At 42.6% G+C, this 19,740-nt stretch carries 18 protein-coding genes; 8 read left to right on the top strand and 10 right to left on the bottom strand.

From position 1 onward, the window contains the following. The first annotated feature begins 32 nt into the window (after positions 1–32). A complete protein-coding gene (locus H6G77_RS13500) occupies positions 33–1,151 on the top strand; it encodes an ABC transporter permease (protein WP_190591875.1) in 1,119 nt (372 codons plus the stop codon). A gap of 198 nt (positions 1,152–1,349) precedes the next feature. Here H6G77_RS13500 and kdpC read toward each other — a convergent pair whose 3' ends face one another. The 4 genes from kdpC to kdpA form a co-directional block, all read right to left on the bottom strand. Further along, on the bottom strand, positions 1,350–1,952 hold the full coding sequence (kdpC, locus tag H6G77_RS13505; RefSeq protein ID WP_190871827.1) for a K(+)-transporting ATPase subunit C: 603 nt from the start codon (positions 1,950–1,952) through the stop codon (positions 1,350–1,352). A 30-nt stretch (positions 1,953–1,982) separates the two neighbouring features. Beyond that, positions 1,983–2,210 carry a potassium-transporting ATPase subunit F gene (locus H6G77_RS13510; protein ID WP_190591877.1) on the bottom strand — a complete coding sequence of 76 codons (228 nt, stop codon included), beginning with the start codon at positions 2,208–2,210 and terminating at the stop codon, positions 1,983–1,985. 167 nt (positions 2,211–2,377) lie between these two features. Further along, on the bottom strand, positions 2,378–4,483 hold the full coding sequence (kdpB, locus tag H6G77_RS13515; RefSeq protein WP_190871828.1) for a potassium-transporting ATPase subunit KdpB: 2,106 nt from the start codon (positions 4,481–4,483) through the stop codon (positions 2,378–2,380). A gap of 218 nt (positions 4,484–4,701) precedes the next feature. After that, positions 4,702–6,387: a potassium-transporting ATPase subunit KdpA gene (kdpA, locus tag H6G77_RS13520; RefSeq protein ID WP_190871829.1), complete on the bottom strand. Its 1,686-nt coding sequence runs from the start codon at positions 6,385–6,387 to the stop codon at positions 4,702–4,704. A 584-nt stretch (positions 6,388–6,971) separates the two neighbouring features. On the opposite strand from kdpA, the gene rseP reads away from it, so the two are divergent. The 4 genes from rseP to rpsN all read left to right on the top strand — a co-directional run bounded on the left by rseP (position 6,972) and on the right by rpsN (position 10,188). Next, positions 6,972–8,045: an RIP metalloprotease RseP gene (gene rseP / locus H6G77_RS13525; protein WP_190592195.1), complete on the top strand. Its 1,074-nt coding sequence runs from the start codon at positions 6,972–6,974 to the stop codon at positions 8,043–8,045. 317 nt (positions 8,046–8,362) lie between these two features. Further along, positions 8,363–9,013 carry an endonuclease III gene (gene nth, locus H6G77_RS13530; protein ID WP_190592194.1) on the top strand — a complete coding sequence of 217 codons (651 nt, stop codon included), beginning with the start codon at positions 8,363–8,365 and terminating at the stop codon, positions 9,011–9,013. Positions 9,014–9,063: 50 nt separating this feature from the next. Then, positions 9,064–9,684, top strand: coding sequence for a Uma2 family endonuclease (locus H6G77_RS13535; RefSeq protein ID WP_190871830.1), 621 nt, complete (start codon positions 9,064–9,066; stop codon positions 9,682–9,684). A 201-nt stretch (positions 9,685–9,885) separates the two neighbouring features. Continuing rightward, entirely contained in the window at positions 9,886–10,188 is a 303-nt protein-coding gene (gene rpsN, locus H6G77_RS13540) for a 30S ribosomal protein S14 (RefSeq protein ID WP_190592192.1), read from the top strand. 122 nt (positions 10,189–10,310) lie between these two features. Here the strand turns inward: rpsN and H6G77_RS13545 are convergent, their stop codons facing one another. Beyond that, positions 10,311–10,640 (bottom strand): hypothetical protein, encoded by a 330-nt coding sequence (locus H6G77_RS13545; protein WP_190592191.1) that lies wholly within the window; start codon positions 10,638–10,640, stop codon positions 10,311–10,313. A 107-nt stretch (positions 10,641–10,747) separates the two neighbouring features. Between H6G77_RS13545 and aat the strand changes: the two genes are divergently transcribed. Together aat and H6G77_RS13555 are read left to right on the top strand one after the other, a co-directional pair. Continuing rightward, positions 10,748–11,323 carry a leucyl/phenylalanyl-tRNA--protein transferase gene (gene aat, locus H6G77_RS13550; RefSeq protein ID WP_190871831.1) on the top strand — a complete coding sequence of 192 codons (576 nt, stop codon included), beginning with the start codon at positions 10,748–10,750 and terminating at the stop codon, positions 11,321–11,323. Positions 11,324–11,372: 49 nt separating this feature from the next. After that, positions 11,373–11,918 (top strand): hypothetical protein, encoded by a 546-nt coding sequence (locus H6G77_RS13555; RefSeq protein ID WP_190871832.1) that lies wholly within the window; start codon positions 11,373–11,375, stop codon positions 11,916–11,918. Positions 11,919–11,924: 6 nt separating this feature from the next. Here the strand turns inward: H6G77_RS13555 and H6G77_RS13560 are convergent, their stop codons facing one another. From H6G77_RS13560 to H6G77_RS13570, 3 genes are all read right to left on the bottom strand, one after another. Beyond that, complete coding sequence (locus tag H6G77_RS13560) at positions 11,925–12,731, bottom strand: DUF3598 family protein (protein WP_190871833.1); 807 nt, start codon at positions 12,729–12,731, stop codon at positions 11,925–11,927. 67 nt (positions 12,732–12,798) lie between these two features. Beyond that, complete coding sequence (locus H6G77_RS13565) at positions 12,799–13,701, bottom strand: ABC transporter permease (RefSeq protein ID WP_190592185.1); 903 nt, start codon at positions 13,699–13,701, stop codon at positions 12,799–12,801. Between the two features lie 522 nt (positions 13,702–14,223). Next, positions 14,224–15,936 (bottom strand): diflavin flavoprotein, encoded by a 1,713-nt coding sequence (locus tag H6G77_RS13570; protein WP_190871834.1) that lies wholly within the window; start codon positions 15,934–15,936, stop codon positions 14,224–14,226. A gap of 265 nt (positions 15,937–16,201) precedes the next feature. On the opposite strand from H6G77_RS13570, the gene H6G77_RS13575 reads away from it, so the two are divergent. After that, positions 16,202–16,882: a Uma2 family endonuclease gene (locus H6G77_RS13575; protein WP_190592183.1), complete on the top strand. Its 681-nt coding sequence runs from the start codon at positions 16,202–16,204 to the stop codon at positions 16,880–16,882. Positions 16,883–16,992: 110 nt separating this feature from the next. On the opposite strand, the gene H6G77_RS13580 is transcribed toward H6G77_RS13575, so the two are convergent. Beyond that, positions 16,993–18,492, bottom strand: coding sequence for an aldehyde dehydrogenase family protein (locus H6G77_RS13580; protein ID WP_242049213.1), 1,500 nt, complete (start codon positions 18,490–18,492; stop codon positions 16,993–16,995). A 46-nt stretch (positions 18,493–18,538) separates the two neighbouring features. Next, entirely contained in the window at positions 18,539–19,582 is a 1,044-nt protein-coding gene (locus H6G77_RS13585) for a nitrilase-related carbon-nitrogen hydrolase (RefSeq protein WP_190871835.1), read from the bottom strand. Positions 19,583–19,740: the final 158 nt, after the last annotated feature.

Consider the following 19,740-nt stretch of genomic DNA (forward strand, 5'->3'; position numbering starts at 1 on the left):
ACAAATGACCAATGACAAAGGACTAATAAATTATGAATTGGTGGCAAAGACTCAAGAAAAACCCTTTGGCGCGGTTTGGGGCAATTTTGCTGTTAATTTTCTATGTAGCGGTGATTGCGGCTGATTTTGTTGCTCCTTATGACCCTTATGTATCACAACCAAATGGTTCACTGCTACCACCAACAAAAATTTATTGGGTTTCCCAAACCTCTGGTAAATTTATCGGCCCCCATGTTTACCCGACGACTCAAGGTAACACTGATATTAAGACAGGCGATCGCCAGTTAATTGTAGACTCAACAAAGCCATCTCCTCTGCGTTTATTTGTCTCTGGGCCAGAATACCGCCTGTTGCAGTTAAGTTTACCCCTACCCCCCAAATGGGATGAAGTCACAATTTTTCCCGGTATCCCCTTAACTTGGCATTTATTTGGTGCAGATAATAACGCTAAATTAAATATTTTCGGCACTGATGACCAAGGACGCGACCAATTCAGCCGCTTGCTACATGGTGGTCGCATTAGTTTATTTATCGGCATTATTGGCGTAATTTTTACCTTCCCCCTCGGTTTGTTGTTGGGGGGAATTTCGGGCTATTTTGGTGGCTGGCTAGATAGCGTCATTATGCGCTTTGCAGAAGTATTAATGACTTTTCCCAGTATTTATCTATTGGTGACATTAGGCGCAGTTTTACCACCAGGGTTAAGTAGTACCCAACGCTTTTTATTAATTGTGATTATTACATCTGTAATTAGTTGGGCTGGTTTAGCAAGGGTAGTTCGCGGACAAGTACTTTCGATTAAAGAACGAGAATTTGTCCAGGCTGCACGGGCAATGGGTGGTAATCCTCTTTACATTATTGTGCGTCATGTTCTGCCGCAAACTGCTACTTATATAATTATTTCCGCAACTTTAGCCGTTCCGAGTTTTATAGGTTCTGAAGCAGTTTTAAGTTTAATTGGTTTAGGTATTCAACAGCCTGATCCTTCTTGGGGAAATATGCTTTCCCTCGCCAGCAATGCTTCAATTTTGGTACTTCAACCTTGGTTAATTTGGCCGCCAGCCGTGTTGATTATTTTGACAGTATTAGCATTTAACTTACTTGGTGATGGTTTAAGAGATGCCCTTGATCCTCGCAGTTTGCAAAGATAAGGGTGTAAGGGTGTAAGGGTGTAGGGGTGTATGTATCTAAAACCCTTACGCCATATACCCTTACACCCAATCTTCATAGACAATTTTGGTGCGTAAATCCTGACATAATTACATTATTACAACTGTAACTCAGACTGAAAACCCTGCTTACTGTGTTGAAATATGAAGCTCAAGCCTTTTGTAAAGAAGTACAATTTTTCATTGATTTAACTTGCGATTAATATCTTGCAAATCAAGAGCATAATTCAAGCGGAGAATATTAATTCCTGGTTCGCCGAAAATCCATAAAAATCTGCCATCAGTAAACTTATTTAGTAAAGGTATGATGTCATCTTCTTTGATACCACGGGCATTAGCTACTCTTGGTAGTTGTTCTCTGGCGGCTTTGAGGGAAATATGTGGATCTATACCTGAACCAGAGGTATAAATTAAATCTTCACTTGGTTGAATACTTTGTTCTTGATATTGAGTAGCTTGTTCAGTTACGCGGTTGAGCAACTCTGGATTACTGGGAGCGAGATTACTACCGCCGGATATACCATTGGGTTTTGCCTTTCTGCCTTGACTATATCTGACGGCGCTGGGACGACCTTGAAAATAGCGATCGTCTGTAAATATCTGACCAATTAAAGTTGAGCCAATGGGCTTATCATCTATATTTAACACGATGCTGCCATTAGCTTGAAACGGAAATAAACCTTGACCGATAATTAAGATTGCTAAAGGATAAATTAATGCTGTTAGCAACCATAATATCAGCGTCATACGCATTGCTCTGAGAGCTTCTCGAATAATTACCATAACAATTGTTGAGTGTTGAGGATTAAATTTTTAAAAGCGTTCTGGCTGAAAAAACACCACAAATAAGTAAATAATTAGCCCTAAAAGAATGGCAGATAAAACACCATACGCCCAAGTAAATTGAATTTGTAAGGTGTTATTACTAGCTGCATAAACTACACGAGAAAGTCCTAAATTAATTCCAATTACAATCAGAATGCCGATAAAAAATTTTTGTTTACGCCATTGTCGCCTTAAATCCATAAACTCTTTATTCATACTTATCTGCTAATTTCCCTCACTAACAGGGTAAAAATTCAAAATTGGTCAATAGCAAAGTGCTGAGTGCTGAGTGCTGAGTAGTAAATATAAATTAAGCTTTTTGAGAATTTTTGCGTAAGTCCTGAAAAATTTCATACTTCATACTTCACACTTCATACTTCCTTCTATGCCAAGCCGACTGCGGTAATCAACAAATCTATAATTTTAATGGCAATAAATGGTGCAATTAACCCACCTAAGCCATAAATTAAAATATTACGTTTTAATAATTGATTCGCTGTCAACGGGCGGAATTTTACGCCTTTTAAAGCCAAGGGAATTAATGCCGGAATAATCAACGCATTATAAATTAATGCCGATAGCACAGCCGAATTAGTACTAGTTAAATTCATAATATTGAGACTTTGCAGATTAGCGGCTGCAAAAATTACCGGGATAATTGCAAAATACTTAGCAATATCATTAGCAATTGAGAATGTGGTTAATGCCCCACGGGTAATCAGCAATTGTTTACCAATACTGATAATATCGATGAGTTTGGTGGGATCAGAGTCCAAATCTACCATGTTGGCGGCTTCTTTAGCTGCTTGTGTACCTGTATTCATAGCGACACCCACATTTGCCTGTGCTAAGGCGGGAGCGTCGTTACTTCCGTCGCCTGTCATGGCTACTAATTTGCCTTCGGCTTGTTCTTTTTGAATGACGCTGATTTTATCTTCTGGGGTGGCTTCAGCAATAAAATCATCGACACCAGCTTCTTGGGCAATTACAGATGCAGTAATATGGTTGTCTCCGGTGAGCATGATAGTATACACACCCATCCGGCGTATCTGGGCAAAACGCTCACGAATACCGGGTTTAACAATATCTTTGAGATAGATGACACCGTAAATTTCTTGATCTAAGCAAACTGCTAGGGGTGTACCTCCTTGTTGGGAGATTCGCTGGTATGCAGTATCTAATTCTGGAGTATCTCGACCGTTGCGCGATCGCACAAATCCTTGAATTGCTCCGACTGCACCTTTGCGGACTTCTCGTCCATTGGCTAAATTTGTACCACTCATCCGGGTTTTAGCAGAAAAGTCCACGGCACTGGCGCGACTGGGATCAAAATCTAGTCTTGCGCCTAATCTTTCTGCCAGCCGCACAATCGATTTACCTTCGGGTGTATCGTCAAAGATGCTGGCAATTAAGGCAATATAAGCCACTTCCTGCATAGAATGACCGTTAATCGGAATAAATTCTTCCGCTAAACGATTACCCAGGGTAATTGTGCCGGTTTTATCTAAAACTAACGTATTAACATCACCACAGGCTTCCACTGCTCGTCCAGAGGTAGCAATCACATTATATTGGGCGACTCGATCCATACCTGCAATCCCAATGGCGCTGAGTAAACCACCGATGGTTGTGGGGATCAAGGCGACTAATAAAGCAATTAAAACAGGGATGCTAATTGGACTTTGAACGTAGTAGGCAAAGGCTGGCAAGGTGGCCACAACAAACAGGAATATTAAGCTTAATACGGACAGTAATACTGTTAAAGCAACTTCGTTGGGTGTTTTGCTGCGTTCTGCACCTTCGACTAATGTAATCATCCGATCAATAAAACCTTTACCGGGATCAGCTGTGACGCGGATGATTAATTCGTCAGAGATGATGCGTGTGCCACCTGTCACGGAACTCGCTACGTCTGAACCTGATTCTTTGAGGACTGGTGCAGATTCGCCGGTAATGGCTGATTCATCCACCGAGGCGACACCCATAATTACTTCCCCATCGGCGGGGATGATATCACCAGCCACAATATATACATTGTCACCTTGTCTGAGGCTAGTGGAAGGAACTTCGGAGATTGAACCATCAGAGGCGAGTTTTTTGGCGATGGTTTCTGATTGGGTCGATCGCAAGGCATCGGCTTGGGCTTTACCACGTCCTTCGGCGACAGCTTCAGCAAAATTAGCAAACCACACTGTAAAAAACAAAATTCCGGTGAGGATACCGTTAAACAGTTGAGGATTTCGCTGTTGGGTGGGGCCGAATAAGTTGGGATCAATCGTTACAGCCAAGGTAATCAGCGTACCAATCCACACCACAAACATCACCGGATTTTTAATGGCGGCGATGGGATTGAGCTTGATAAAAGCATCCTTGATGGCTCTCAAATAAATTCCTTTGTTATCGATTCTGGCCTTTTTCCGCGCCTGACGGCGATCGCTCGGACGCAGTTTTGTGTTTTTTGATTTCTGGGTAGGTGCCACTTGGTTCATATCGTTTAGTGGTGCAAGGGGATGCGGGGGGGCAGGGGGGCAGGGGGCAGGGGGGCAGGGGGGCAGGGGGGCAGGGGGGCAGGGGGATAAGGGGGGCAGGGGGGACAAGGGAGTAATTTTCTATTTCTACCTTGTCTACCCCCTCTACCTTGTCTACCCCCTCTACCTTGTCTACCCCCACTCCCCACTCCCTACTCTCCACTCCCCACTCCCCACCCCTAACTGCCAGATGCTAGTTTAAATCCTTCGGCGATGGGGCCTAGGGCTAAAACGGGGAAAAATGTCAAGACTCCTAAAATCAGTACTATACCAGCAGTCACTGTGGTGAATAGTAGGGAATCGGTTTTGAGGGTTCCTGGTGTTTCTGGTGTGGTTGGTTTGCGTGACATATTATCAGCTAACAGTAAGATGGCAATCATCGGGATGTAGCGTCCTGCCAACATACTCAAACTGGTGCTGAAGTTCCACCACAGGGTATTATCGGCGAGTTTTTCTAAGCCAGAACCGTTATTGGCGGCGGCTGAAGCATATTCATAAACAACTTGGGAAATTCCATGAAAGCCGGGGTTAGTAATGCCAGACAAAGAAAAGGGATAAGCTAAGGCGATCGCACTGGGAATTAAAATCACGATGGGGTGAATCAACAGCACGACGCTGGCGAGGACAATTTCGCGCTTTTCGATTTTGCGTCCTAAAAATTCTGGTGTGCGTCCCACCATCAACCCCGTTAAGAACACCGTGAGAATTAAGTAAATCAGCAGGTAAGCGATCCCTGTACCCTGTCCTCCCCAAATAATCTGCACAAATAAATTAAATAATGTCGCAAATAATCCTTGGGGCATTAAAGAATCAAGCATTCCATTGACTGCGCCTGTCATGGTGGCGGTGGTTGTCACAGCCCACAATGCTGTCTGTACAACTCCAATTCGGACTTCTTTACCTTCTAAATTCGGCAGTTCTGCTACTAAGTTGGCATTCACAAGGGGATTTCCTTGTAGTTCGCCACTGACTGTCACCCACACTAAAATTACGAAGGCGGTAAACACCATCCAAAACAACAGCCAAGCTTGTTTGAAGTTTTTCGCAAAGATCCCGTAGGTGAATATCAAAGCTGCGGGGGTGGCAATCATAGCGATGAGTTCAATTAAGTTAGATGCGCCATTGGGGTTTTCAAAGGGATGGGCAGAATTCGCCGCAAAGAAACCACCGCCATTCTCACCCAGCATCTTAATCATCTCAAAGGAAGCAACAGGGCCTCTGGCGATATATTGTGTGCTGCCTTCTAGAGTTTCCACAATTAATGGTTTATCTAGGGTTTGCGGTACACCCAAGAAAACAAGGGCGATCGCCCCAACTATGGAAATCGGTAGTAATATCCTGGTAATGCCACGAGTCAGGTCAACATAAAAGTTACCCAATTTTTTGCTAGTCAACCCGCGAATAAAAGCGATCCCCACCGCCAATCCTGTACCGGCCGAAGTGAACATCAAAAAGCCTAACGCCGCGACTTGGCTGAAGTAACTGAGAGTAGTTTCGGGGATATAGTGCTGCTGGTCTGTGTTGGTAACAAAAGAAATCACCGTGTGCAGTAATGTATGCCAACGAGGCGCGTAAAATCCGTTGGGATTCCAAGGTAAAAATCTTTGAGTATGTATCAACCCAAAAACTAAAATTCCCATGACTAGATTGCTAGACAGAATCGCTCGGATATACTGCCAGCCCGTCATATCATCTTTTCTATTAACACCTGCAACTAGATAAATGCTGTGTTCTATCGGGTTCATCAGGGGATCAAGGATTGTTCTTTGTCCCAGGAACACACGCGCTATATATCGTCCCAAAATAGGTGCGATCGCTATGACAATACACAGCGTCAAGCCGATTTGTAAAAAACCTTGTCCCATTTATTTTGCGCTCAGTTTAACTTAATACTCGAAAGCTAATTATTTTAGATATATTGCGGATTTTCACTTGAAGTATATAATCTATACCTCCAGATAGAGAAATAGACTGCGTTACTTCTAAACTCTGAATTCTGCTATAAGAGTGAACTATTTGACGGTGAGATTGTGAGCAAGTTGGCAATATTTTATTGAGTCTCAATACATCTATCTAGATTTACTCTGTTCATTCACTACAATTTTTTAGTTACTTTTTAAAGTTTCTGTCAAGAGTATTTAAAATTTAATCTGAGTGACTGATTAAGGTAGTGTATACGCCGTATTTATGTAATTGCACTAGTCGAAAAGTAGTTTAATATACTGGGTTTAATTTTATGGAGAATGTAGAGCCATTAACATAATAAGAACTAACGCAAGAACCCTCTCAAATTTTGACTTGAAAGTGCTGAGTCTCCCCCTGCTCCCCCCCCCCTGCCCCCTGCCTCCTGCCCCCTCCCTCCTCCCACATAACAGTATTCAGTCTCAGCGTCCGTTCTTCAACTACTACAATAAGGAAATATATCCGAATATTTTGACTTATTTGCTTTATGTCAGTTTTAGCAGCGATCGCAGTCTTGGCTGTTTTAATTTTGGTACATGAACTGGGACACTTTGTAGCAGCGCGGTCTCAAGGCATTTATGCTAACCGCTTTTCCTTGGGCTTTGGGCCGATTTTGTGGAAATACCAAGGAACAGAAACCGAATATGCTATACGTGCTTTTCCCTTGGGTGGCTTTGTTGGTTTTCCCGATGATGACCCAGATAGTGACATTCCACCCAACGACCCGAATCTGCTGCGTAACCGTCCAATTTTAGACCGGGCGATCGTGATCAGTGCAGGAGTCATCGCAAATTTAATCTTTGCCTATTTAGTCCTAGTGTTGCAATTGGGCATTGTCGGCATCCCCGAAAAGTTTAATTATCAACCCGGCGTAATTGTTCAACCAGTTAATGAACAATCCATTGCCTATCAAGCCGGAATTAGAGAAGGTGACATAGTTTTAGCCATAAACGGTCAAGAACTTCCAGCCTCCGAAAAATCCACCGCCATCTTGACCAAAGAAATTCAAACCCATCCCAACCAGGAAATTTCCCTCAAAGTTCAGCAGAAAGATAAACAAGTTTCCCTAAAATTAACCCCCACACTAGGCGCTGATGGTAAAGGCTTGGTTGGCATTCAATTAGGGCCAAATGGTAAACCTGTTTTTCGTCGCCCTAGCAATCCTTTTGAGATTTTTGGCATTGCTGCTAACCGCTTCCAACAATTATTTGTCGGCACACTTAATGGTTTTGGACAATTAATTACTAACTTCAAACAAACCATTGGACAAGTTTCTGGCCCAGTTAATATCGTCAAAGTTGGTGCAAAATTAGCCGCAGATGACAGCACAAACTTGTTATCTTTTGCCGCAATTATCAGCATTAACTTAGCCATTATCAATATCTTGCCCCTCCCTGCATTAGATGGCGGACAACTAGCTTTCCTATTAATTGAAGGTTTACGCGGTAAACCCTTACCTAACCGTATTCAAGAAGGTGTCATGCAAACTGGCTTAGTCCTACTTTTGGGTTTAGGTATTTTCTTAATTGTCAAAGAAACCATCCAGTTAACTACTCAGTAGTCATGGCACAAAATTAAAGCACTCAGACTCAAGTCTGAGGCTCATCAAACCAAGCCTGCCTGTGCAGGCTAATTTATTTTTTACTTACTAATCTTTAAGTAAATAGGCAATGATTTTTTTAGGTGTTGCTGATGAGTTGGATAATTTTTATCTCACGCAGAGACGCATACTTCTCCTTCGGAGACGCTAACGCGAACGACTTCGCTCAGTAACCAGAGGCGCGGAGAATAAGAGTTTGAGAGATTGAATTTTTAATTTTAATCCTCATATTCAGCAATGCCTTTTTTACTTTTGCCTTTTTACTTTTGCCTTTTTTTATGACCACCCGTAAATCTCCCTCAAAAAAACAACGAGCGTTAGAAATTCTCCAACGCCTCAAACATTTATATCCAGATGCTACTTGTTCATTAAACTACTCAACACCTGTACAACTACTCGTTGCAACCATTCTTTCCGCACAATGTACAGATGAGCGCGTCAATAAAGTGACACCAGCTTTATTTGGTCGCTTTCCCGATGCAGCCAGTTTAGCCAATGCTGATTTAGAAGAATTAGAAAACTTGGTGCGTTCTACAGGGTTTTATCGTAATAAAGCTAAAAACATTCAAGCCGCCTGTCGGATGATTGTGACGGAATTTGATTCGGTTGTGCCTGATAAAATGGAGCAATTATTAAAATTACCTGGTGTGGCGCGAAAAACAGCAAATGTAGTTTTAGCTCACGCTTATGGGATCAATGCTGGTGTAACTGTAGATACTCACGTTAAGCGCCTCAGTCAACGCCTGGGTTTAACTAAACATGCTGAACCCATTAAAATTGAACAAGATTTAATGAAGTTATTACCCCAACCAGATTGGGAAAATTGGTCAATTCGGCTAATTTATCATGGTCGTGCTATTTGTAAAGCCCGTTCTCCCGCTTGTTCAGCTTGTGAGTTGGCTGATTTATGTCCTACATCTGACAAATAATTTGGATAAGTACTGAAAAACTGATATCTTAATGCTCAAGAGAAGGAAAAATGATTCAAGCCCAACGTAAACTACTCACATTTGCAGAATTTACTCAATGTAAACCAGAAGATGGGCGTTATGAATTGCATGATGGAGTCATCATTAAAATGCCGCAGCCATTGGGAGGACATGAAGAGGTTATAGGCTTTTTAGTGACTAAGTTAGTGGTGGAGTATGAACGCTTACAACTGCCATACTTTATACCGAAAACAGCACTAGTAAAACCACCAGAAAATGAATCTGCTTACTCAGCAGATATACTATTGCTGAATCGGCAAAACTTAATCAATGAACCTCTTTGGCAAAAGCAATCTACTGTGGTCTACGGAGCCTCAGTGCCTTTAATTGTTGAGGTCGTTAGTACGAATTGGCGGGATGATTACTTTAAGAAACGTGGCGAGTACGAAGCAATAGGAATACAAGAATACTGGCTTGTTGATTACGCTGCTTTGGGTGGTAGAGAATTTATTGGGAAACCGAAACAAGCCACTATTTTGATTTTCTCGTTAGATGAAGGCGAGTATCAAGTTAAAAAGTTTCAAGGGGATGATTTGATTCAGTCACCAACCTTCCCAGAACTGATTTTAACCGCCCAACAGATTTTTCAAGCAGGTAACATAACGCCATAGCTCTCTGCATTTGATCGCCGAGCGAAGTCGAGGCGCTACTTGCCGATATGTATCATTTTGAACGTGAAATGGTATGACAGTCCTCGTCAAACCCTTGTACTGTTACCTATTCCTTTTTCCCTGTTCCCTTTAATATCAAAACTATCCCTAGAATTGATTCTGACACTGTAGAATGGAAAATGCTGTCTTTATTTAGAATGTATGGCGAAGAAAAGTATGATTGAGCGCGAGAAAAAACGCGCCAAATTAGTCGCAAAGTATGCGGAGAAGCGGGAAACTCTGATGGAAGAGTTCAAACAAGCAGAATCTTTAGAAGAGAAACTGGACGCTCACCGTAAAATTCAACAACTACCTCGTAACAGTGCGCCCAACCGTCGCCGCAATCGCTGTTGGGTAACTGGTCGTCCTAGAGGTGTTTACCGTGACTTTGGACTGTCTCGGAACGTTCTGCGGGAGTGGGCGCACGAAGGTTTATTACCTGGAGTTGTTAAGTCTAGTTGGTAGTCATTGGTCATTGGTGAGTCAGTGCGGTCTTGGGGGTTTCCCCCATGAGCAACTGGCGAACCCGAAGGGTCATTAGTCATTAGTCATTGGTTATTGCTAAGGACAAATGACAATGACAATAATTATTGACCGCAGCAATGGTCTATACCCAGACTTTCTAAGAGTAGATCGCTGACGGCGTTAGCGATCGCAAACTCTCCATAAAAGCTTTTGGAAAAATCAAATCCTTGCATCTCTGTGACAATGGCAATTACCAGAGAACCCAAGTCGTTTTCTCCTTCCATACGTTGGCGGACATAAATTTGCGCGGCTCGTTGAGCAATCGTTTGGTTGATTGCTTCAGGGATAAATTCTGCATCTAACCACCGCAACAAACGCTCTTGTAACCACTCACCTTCAAGGAGGGGGTTGTTAGCTGGTGGTAGGGTAATGGATGGGATTGGTTGTGTCATTTTGGTAAATGCAGAGTCATGCTAAATATATCCCAGAGGAGCGCAGAGGATGGCGATCGCATCAAATGGCGTTCCTCTGAATTTTTTTATTTTATTTTGATCTATCTATGCAATATGATATCGCTGCAATTATTCAAGGATATGCCCAAGGTTATTTTCTCATGGCTGATGACGATCATGGCTTGGGTTGGTATGGTAGCCGCGATCGGACTTTGATTCCTTTAGATCAGCGATTCCGCTATCCTAAGTCGTTGCAGCGTGTTTTGAATCAAGAACGGTTTACAGTGGCAATTAACCGGGATTTTCCGGCTGTTGTTGATGGATGTGCGAACCGAGAAACAACCTGGATATCGGATGAATTAAAAGAAATTTACTTTTTACTGCATAAAACAGGTTTTGCTCACAGTTTTGAAACTTGGCAAGGTGATGAACTCGCAGGCGGTATTTTAGGAATTGTCATTGGTGGCGCTTTCATCGGTGAATCGATGTTTTATCGCATTCCCGAAGGCTCAAAAGTAGCAATGGTTAAGTTAGTAGAAAGATTGCGCCAAAAACAATTTGTCCTGTTTGACGCTCAAATGATGAACCCACATTTAGAACGCTTCGGTGCATACGGGATTGGCGATGAAGAATATCAAACTTTACTTCAGAAAGCGTTGCAGCGTCGCTGTTCTTTGGTGTAAGAATGTAGGGCATGATGTGGCTCATTCTTAAATTTAGTGACTAATTTCTATGGGTGCAGAAGTTTATTGGTACTACACAGATTATCAACCTGATCTGAATGCAGCATTACAGACACTCCGCCAAAGAGAATTTCAAGCAGGTCGATATAATCCTGCAATACCACTGCTTGATTTCCCAATTACAGAAAATTCTCCTGCTCCTGGAGCGCAGCATATATCCATTGAAGCAGCACTAGAAGCCTCAGAGGCTGATGGAACACGTTCAATTCTTGATATTCTCCGAGTTGATGATAGGCCATGTCCACTTTCAAGAGATGAGTTTGAAGAGGCATTACTAGGAGGAGAAGAATTTTATCAAATACTTGGCGAAGTTTTTAACACTGCTTTTCTACTACCTCCAGCAGAACTTATTACTCTATTTGGTACTGAGCAACCCACTCATCAAATGATAGAGTCAGTACTTCTTGGTAACACAAATCCTAATGGCAGAAATCAATTTTGGGACAGTATTGATAGAGGTACAGCAAGATACATCATTGTTTATGCAGACAACCAGCCGAGTGAGATTTTCTTTGCTGGTTATTCTTTTGATTGATAGTATTCATTTTTGTTCAGTCACTAAAGTTAGGCTTACCCATTCACCTTTATCGTTATAGGTGCGAACCATGCGCTGGCGTAAGTTAGGCTGAATTAGCCAACCAACTTCTAAAAATAAGGGTTGACGTAATTTTACTTGCAAGGGCGATGTTGCAGAAGCACCGTTAGGTAATAATAAAATTTGTACTTGCTTTTGTGGGTCTTGGTCAAAGTGAATGAGAGAACCTTTGATAGTGGCTGTTGAAGTGATGGTTCTTTCGCCAAAAGTCAAACTCTGCACTAATCGTCCAGCATCATCTAAATGTAATTTTAACGTTGAAGAGAAAGTATCAGGCGATCGCCAGTCAGGATATATTGTAATCGCCTCACCGCGCCATTCTCCCAATAAATCATTTACCGTTAAGGGAGGATTTTCTACTGGTGCTGTTCCGGCTAAATGTTCTCGGATTAAAGTTAGTTTATCAAGTTGACCGTTTTTATCAAATAATTGAACTAAACGTACGCGGCGATTTTCATAAATTAAACTTAGTTCTGCACCAAATTCTGTAAATGGTGCTAATTGAATCGAACCTTGGGAAAATGCGCCATTTTCAAAAAAAAGTGTTGCTTTAGATAGTGAACTGTATTCTAAAACTAAATCTTCTTGACCTTCGCGGCTAACAACTTGGTGAATAGTTTTATTATCATTCAACCCTTCTAAAGAAACTACGCTTTTAACATCGTTCAACAGCACACCTTGAGGTGAAAATCTGGTGAATGAACCTTGCCATTCACCAAGATTTTTTAATAAATATTCCCATTGAGATGTCATGTTATTTGTCCTTGGTCATTGGTCATTTGTCATTTGATTAATATAATAGAGAACTTTTGACAAGAGACTAAGCCTTAGCAAATCGGTGTACTGCAAATAAGCTGCCTATTAATCCTACCGTTGCACCGAAACTTAAGAGAATCAGGGGTAATAATAAGATTTGTGATGGTGCAAGTTGCAAACCATTGGCAAGGAATTGAATAAACTCTGGTTGATTAGCTAGGAGTTTGCCTAAAAATTGTTCGATTACCGAAATAAAACTCCAAGCGATCGCACCACCAACTAAACCAAAGGAAATTCCTTGTAAAATAAACGGTAGGTAAATCCAGGCGGAAGTTGCGCCGACTAGCTGCATAATCTCAATTTCGTGTCGTCGCGCCAGTACAATCAGGCGAATGGTGGTAGTAGTAACAGCGATCGCAGTTAAAGTCAAAATACTGGTAATTGTCACAGTAAACCAGTTCAACCCTCGATGCAACTGAGCAATTCGTTTTACAGCTTCATCCACATATTCAACAGTATCCACACCTCGCAATTTCGCCAAATTTGTGGCTAAAACTGGTACTACTTGAGAACTCCGTGCTTTAACTTTCATCTCATCCACTAAAGGATTTTCCCCTAGCTGCTGAGTCGCACCGTCAATATCTGCAATTCCTAAATCCTTCACTAATTTTGGCCAGGCTTCTTCTTTAGAAATGCTTTGCATCGAAACCACTTCCGGCATTTTTACTACCAAATGTTCAATGCTTTTGGCTTCTACTCCTGGTTCTAAATATACTGAAACTTCCAATTGGCTACCGAATTGATTGAGGAGTTTTTCTACTTGCCAAGAAGTTTGCAAACTCAAGCCGAACAAAAATAATAATACCGCCACAGTGCTAACAGCAGCCCAATTCATCCAGCCGCCACGCAATAATCCTAAAAAGGTTTCTTTGAGTAAATAGTCGAGTTTAGTGAGAAATTTGAACACAGACCACCCCAACATCTAAAAAGTAATTTGTAATCACTCTTTATACTCGATGTGATGAAGTTTACCCATGAGGATTTACGCAAAAAGTTTGTCTGTTGAGACTGGGTTTAGGGATGTAAGGGTGTGAGGGTATAGGCTACCGTGTACACACAAATAAATCTTCGTTGAGTGCATCTGTCCCGCCTCGGAATGAATTCCGAGTCTCATAGCGCAAGTCATCTGAAGATGACTCAACCAAAAATGTCTTCCAGTCCACGCTTTGTGGACTTTGGCTATTAGCCTGGAACTTTAGTTCTAGGCGGGATGAAAGTTTTTGACTTGTGTTTACACGGTAGGGGTGTGTAAGGGTTTTGAATACCTACAGCCTGCTCTAAAACCTGAATTTTCCTTTTTTGGCGTAAATCATACCAATATCATTCTCACCCAAAAATTACTGAGTGTTGTTCACTTCGACTTCGCTCAGTGAACAACACTCAAAACTCAAAACTCAGCACTCAGCACTCAGCACTCAGCACTCAGCACTTAATAATGTGTAGCCGACTTGCGATGATGCACCGCCGTCACACCATCCTGATTCAACACCTTACCGTTTTCTACAGTGGCATAAACTAACCAATGGTCGCCCGATTCCATCCGGTGCTGCACTTTACATTCCAAATATGCTAAAGCATCAGCCAAAATAGGAGAGCCATTTGCACCTTCTTCAGTGGCGACACCTGCAAATCGGTCTTCTCCAGGGCCAAAGGGTTTGAGGAAATGTTTCATCAAGCCGATGTGATTGCCTTCTTTAAGAATATTCAGGACAAATTCGTTACCGGAGTGGGTTAGTGATTCTACGGCTCTTTCTTTGGCAACGGCGATAGTTAACCCCGGCGGATTAAAGCTGGCTTGGGCTACCCATGAGGCTAACATGGCGCTGGCTCTATCTTCTTGTTTGGCTGTCAACACACACAGAGAGCCAACGATGCGTCCTACTGCTTGTTCAACATTGGTCGCGGGGACACCTTGCGATCGCACTTTTTTGGCTTTCTTCAAAGCTTGGGCAAAGTCGGTTCCGGCTTCTTCGCACAATTGCAGAGTCGCATCATCGGGTTTAAACTTGACGCGGATGGTATCAAAACCAAAGCGATAACCCGCATCTTTGAGTCGGCTTTCAATTAAATCGACGGCTTCACCACTCCAACCAAAGGAACCAAACACACCCGCCAGTTTATTATTAGTTCCGGTGGATAAAACAATCCCTAAAGCTGTTTGCACTGGTGTGGGTGCATGACCGCCTAACGTGGGTGAACCCATAACAAAACCATCAGATTTTTCCACCGCCGCACGGATTTCTTCTGGCTCCGTAAATTCGCAGTTAATTGATTCTACCGCCACACCAGCTTTTGTAATGCCACGGGCGATCGCTTGGGCTAAGGTTGCCGTATTCCCATAGGCTGAAGCATAAATTAGAGCTACTGTCAAGTCAGCCGAGGTTTGCTGTTGACTCCATTGGCGATAAGCTTTTGTTAGGTCAATTAAGCCGTAACGTACTAAAGGCCCGTGTCCTGTCGCATACAAACGTGCGGGAAAATCTGCGAGTTTTTCTAGTGCTGTTTCCACCTGCCGCGCGTGGGGAGCCATGAGGCAGTCATAATAATAACGGCGGTCTTCGTTAATAATTTCCCAGCCTTCATCTAATACTTGGTCGCCGCAGATATGCGCCCCAAATAACTTGTCTGTGTAGAGAATTTCGGTTTGGGGGTCGTAGGTGCAGAGTTCATCGGCGTAGCGGGGGTTGGGTGTAGGAATGAATTGTAAGTTATGTCCCTTACCCAAATTTAGAGTGTCGTCTCCCCGCATCACGATAATTGGTAAGTCGGGATTTTCTAAAGCACCGCGTAAATTTATCGCCCCTGGGTTAGAACAAACAAAGGTAATTTGGGGTGCAATTTCTAGTAAAGCTTTTAAAGTGGCAGCGCGGTTAGGGTTGATGTGACCGAGAATGACATAATCAATCGCTGTCACATCAATACGTTGTTGCAACGCATCCAGATAAATTTGCGTGAAAGTTTCCCCAGGTGGGTCAATTAAAGCGATTTTGTCAGCTTGAATTAAATAAGAGTTAGCTGTTGTTCCTTTAGCTAGAGCGTATTCTATTTCAAATCTTAACCTTGTCCAACTGCGCGATCGCATGACAGTTGTATCGGTAGCAATTGGTAGTACTTGAACATCACGCGGTTTAGTATCTGGCATAATTTTTGAATAACTTGTTTATTTTTAAGTATTTATTATGGCTGAAACAGCAATTGCTACATACGAGTCCACAATTGCAGCCAAAGAGTACCCATTTAAATTAAAGCTTAATTTAGTGGATTAAATTTTCAGTATTTCTTATAAAGAGGATAACAAAATTAATTGCAGATATTGAGCGCATCTTTCCTGTCATTGGGATGGGAGAGAGCGATCGCCAAATACAACGCTGTTACAATAAAGCCATACTCGCTGCCGTATTCATCCTATGACCATCGCTCCAGAAAAAAATCCGCAAACAGGCATCTGCCAGGATGTTATATTTCCTCCTAGTGATATATACAGCGATGAACCACCCTTGGAAAGCGATTTACACCTCAGACAAATCATCCTACTGTTAACTTGCCTAGAATGGCTGTGGCGCGAGAGAAAAGATTTCTATGCGGCGGGAAACTTGACTATTTACTACAGTCCCTATCAACTAAAGTCAGAATTTTTCCGAGGCCCAGACTTTTTTGTAGTATTGGGATGTGAACGTAAAACCAGAAAAAGTTGGGTGGTATGGGAAGAACACGGCAAATATCCCAATGTCATCGTTGAAATTTTATCTGACTCCACAGCAAAGACAGACAAAAATTTAAAGAAAACAATTTATCAAGACACCTTCCGCACACCGGATTATTTTTGGTTTGACCCTAACACCTTAGAATTTGCGGGGTTTCATTTATTAGATGGCGAATATCAACCTCTGCAAGCAAATGAATATGGTCATTTGTGGAGTCAACAATTAGGATTGTATCTGGGTGTGTATGAGGGATTATTGCGTTATTTCACCCCAGATCATCAACTAGTACCCACACTGGAAGAAACTGCACAACAAGCACAACAACAAACGGAACGTCTTGCAGCAAAACTGCGGGAGTTAAATATTGATCCCGATACAATATGAGTCATAAGCTAATCAGCATTTAAGCTGCACTATTGAAATTGTACATAAATGACTTAAACTCTCTCCTCTGCCCCTCTGCCCCCCTGCGGTCTAAACTGCAAACTAAGTGCTTAATAGCTTATCGTGTCGTCCTCTTGCCTTCTGGAGACACTTGGGTGGGCGGGTTCCCCGACTGGAGTAAAGTTTCGTCCTCCTGTTATGTCGAACCACCAAGGATCTTGGTGAGAATTAGTTTTAATTAAAAAAGCTTTTTTCCGCAAAAACCGTTTGAGGGCAGATGCACCCATACGCGAACCGCCCAAGCCGGAGAATTTAAAGGCGTTTTTCTCACCTTCGTGCATAATAGCGGTGAGGGCGGCATCATTAATACTGATAGCACCTGCATCTATTTGTTGGGCAACTGTTAATGCTTCAGTTTCCGTTTCTGCAAACACCGCCGCACTTAGTCCATAAATTGAATCATTAGCTAAATTAACTGCTTCTTCTACTTTGGCAAAAGCCATGACGGGCATGATCGGGCCAAATGTCTCTTCCGTCATAACTTTCATTGTATGGTTAACTTGAGTTAACACCGTGGGACGACACCACCAACCGCCGCCCAACTCCTCAACTTTACCGCCGCAATGAATCACAGCACCTTTTTCCACGGCATCGGAGATATGTTCGTTAATGATACCCGCTTGTGTTTCGGCAATAATCGGGCCAAGTTCGCCACTTTCAATGGCGGGATAAGCTAGTTGTAGGCGATGGGCTTTAGCTACTAACTGATGATAAAACTTGTCAAAGATAGATTCAGCAACGTAAATTCGCTCAATTGATAAACATGACTGTCCGGTATTGACGACAGAACCCCATAAAATTGCTGATGTGGCTAATTCTAAATTGGCAGATTCTAAAACGATCGCCGGATCTTTCCCTCCCAATTCTAAAAAAGCGGGGATAAATTTGTTAGCTGCGGCGGCTGCAACTTTGCGTCCAGTGGCGACACTACCTGTAAAGCAGATTAAATCTACATTTTCAATTAAAGCCGCGCCGGTTTCTCCCGCACCTTCTACAAAGCTTAAAACATCACGTAGCGCCGGTACTTCATTAATTGCATCTGTGAGTGGGGCGATGAAACGCGGTGCAATTTCACTGGGTTTAACAACTACCGCACAACCCGCCAGCAGTGCCGGAATAGTATCGATGGTAGATAGTAATAGTGGGAAATTCCACGGACTAATCACCCCAACTACAGGGTAAGGGGTTGATGTTTGTTGTAGGGCGATAAAGGGGATAGATGTATTTTTGGCTGAATCTTGTAATAAGTCTGGCGCTAACCCACACCAGCGATCAATGCTAGATAGAAACGAGTCAATTTCCATTACCGAGATAGACAATCTACCCGTATCATTGACCAAAGCATCTGTGAGTTTGTCGCGTCTAGTTAATATTGCTTGCTTCCATTCTTTTAAAGCTGCAACTCTCCCTTCTACCCCTAGTTGTTGCCAACGCACTTGCGCCCTTCGCGCCCGGTTGCATTGCTGTGCCAGCAGTTTTGGCGGCGGTGGGATAATTACATAATCATATTTGCCGGTGCGTGGGTTACGGACTTCGATTGGTTTTTTCATTTGTCATTGGTCATTTTTCAGACTTTATACTTCAGATTTCATACTTTCAAATCACTCCTAGCTGAGATAGGCGTTCTATTGTTTGTTGCTGTGTTTGGATGAAGTGTTTGCGGTCTACTTCTTGATTTAGCATAGTGTTTGCTGGGTAAAATTGTGCCTCACTGTAGCTTTGGGCGTAGATTTCAAATCGCTGGCGAGAAAGTAAATTATTTAACCCTGGACGATGGCGATCGCGTCTTAAAGCGGCTAAATCTATCTCGGTAAAAGCGGCCATACTTTCACCTGCACCTGTTTCTGCTAATACAATTCCGCGATAATCTACTATTTTTGAGCCGCCATCAACAGAAGAAATGGGGATAGTACTATTAGCTAGACCTGCGGTATTGCTAGAAACAACGTAAGCCATATTTTCCACAGCACGAGAAATTTTCGCCGCGTCTTTGGGTGTGAGGTTTTTGTTATACACTTCTGAGGTGGAATGCAGAAAAATCTCGGCACCACGCATAGCTAAACACCGCGCCACTTCTGGATACAAAATTTCTTCGGAAGCTAAAGCAGCTAAATTGCCAATAGCAGTTTTCGCCACGGGAAAAACCCCTTCTAAACCATAGCAATCAAGATATTGATCCCAAACATCATGGGGTGTTGGTGCGAACAAAGAATTTAGCCGTCGATACCGCAAAACAATCGTGCCAGAAGGGTCAATAACAAAGCAAGTTTGAAAGTATAAATGGGGAAAGTTGGGGTCGAGTTCGTAGGCGTTTCCAGCTAAAAAGATTTGATGCTTTTGGGCAATTTTACTGAGGGCTTCATATTCTGCACCGTGCATTTCTATACAAGCTTTTTCTCGCCACACAGCCAGAGATTCACCCATCGGGAAACCGGTGAGGAAATATTCTGGGAGGACAATTAAGCGACAGTCAAACCCAATAAAAGCAATGCTGGCGGCAATTTGTTGTGCCAAGCGGTTGATAGTATTATGAATGATTTCTTGGGCTGAGTGGCGATCGCGTGCTTGATTGACAGCATGACAAGTGGCTTGCAATGCTAAGGCTCGGTATGATGCGATGGAATTGGGAATATCTGCCATGCTGTTTGCTGTTTAGAAACGCCTCACTATCAATTTACAAGGATATGCTAACTATGCCTAGCGATCGCGCCATCAAGCATAATTTAATGTGACAGCAGCATACACCCTTTCACTCCCGCCATCTTTATGTGTAAGTCCTGACCTTGTTTGAGAGCAAG

It is taken from the genome of Aulosira sp. FACHB-615, from assembly GCF_014698045.1.
Classification (GTDB): Bacteria; Cyanobacteriota; Cyanobacteriia; order Cyanobacteriales; family Nostocaceae; genus Nostoc_B.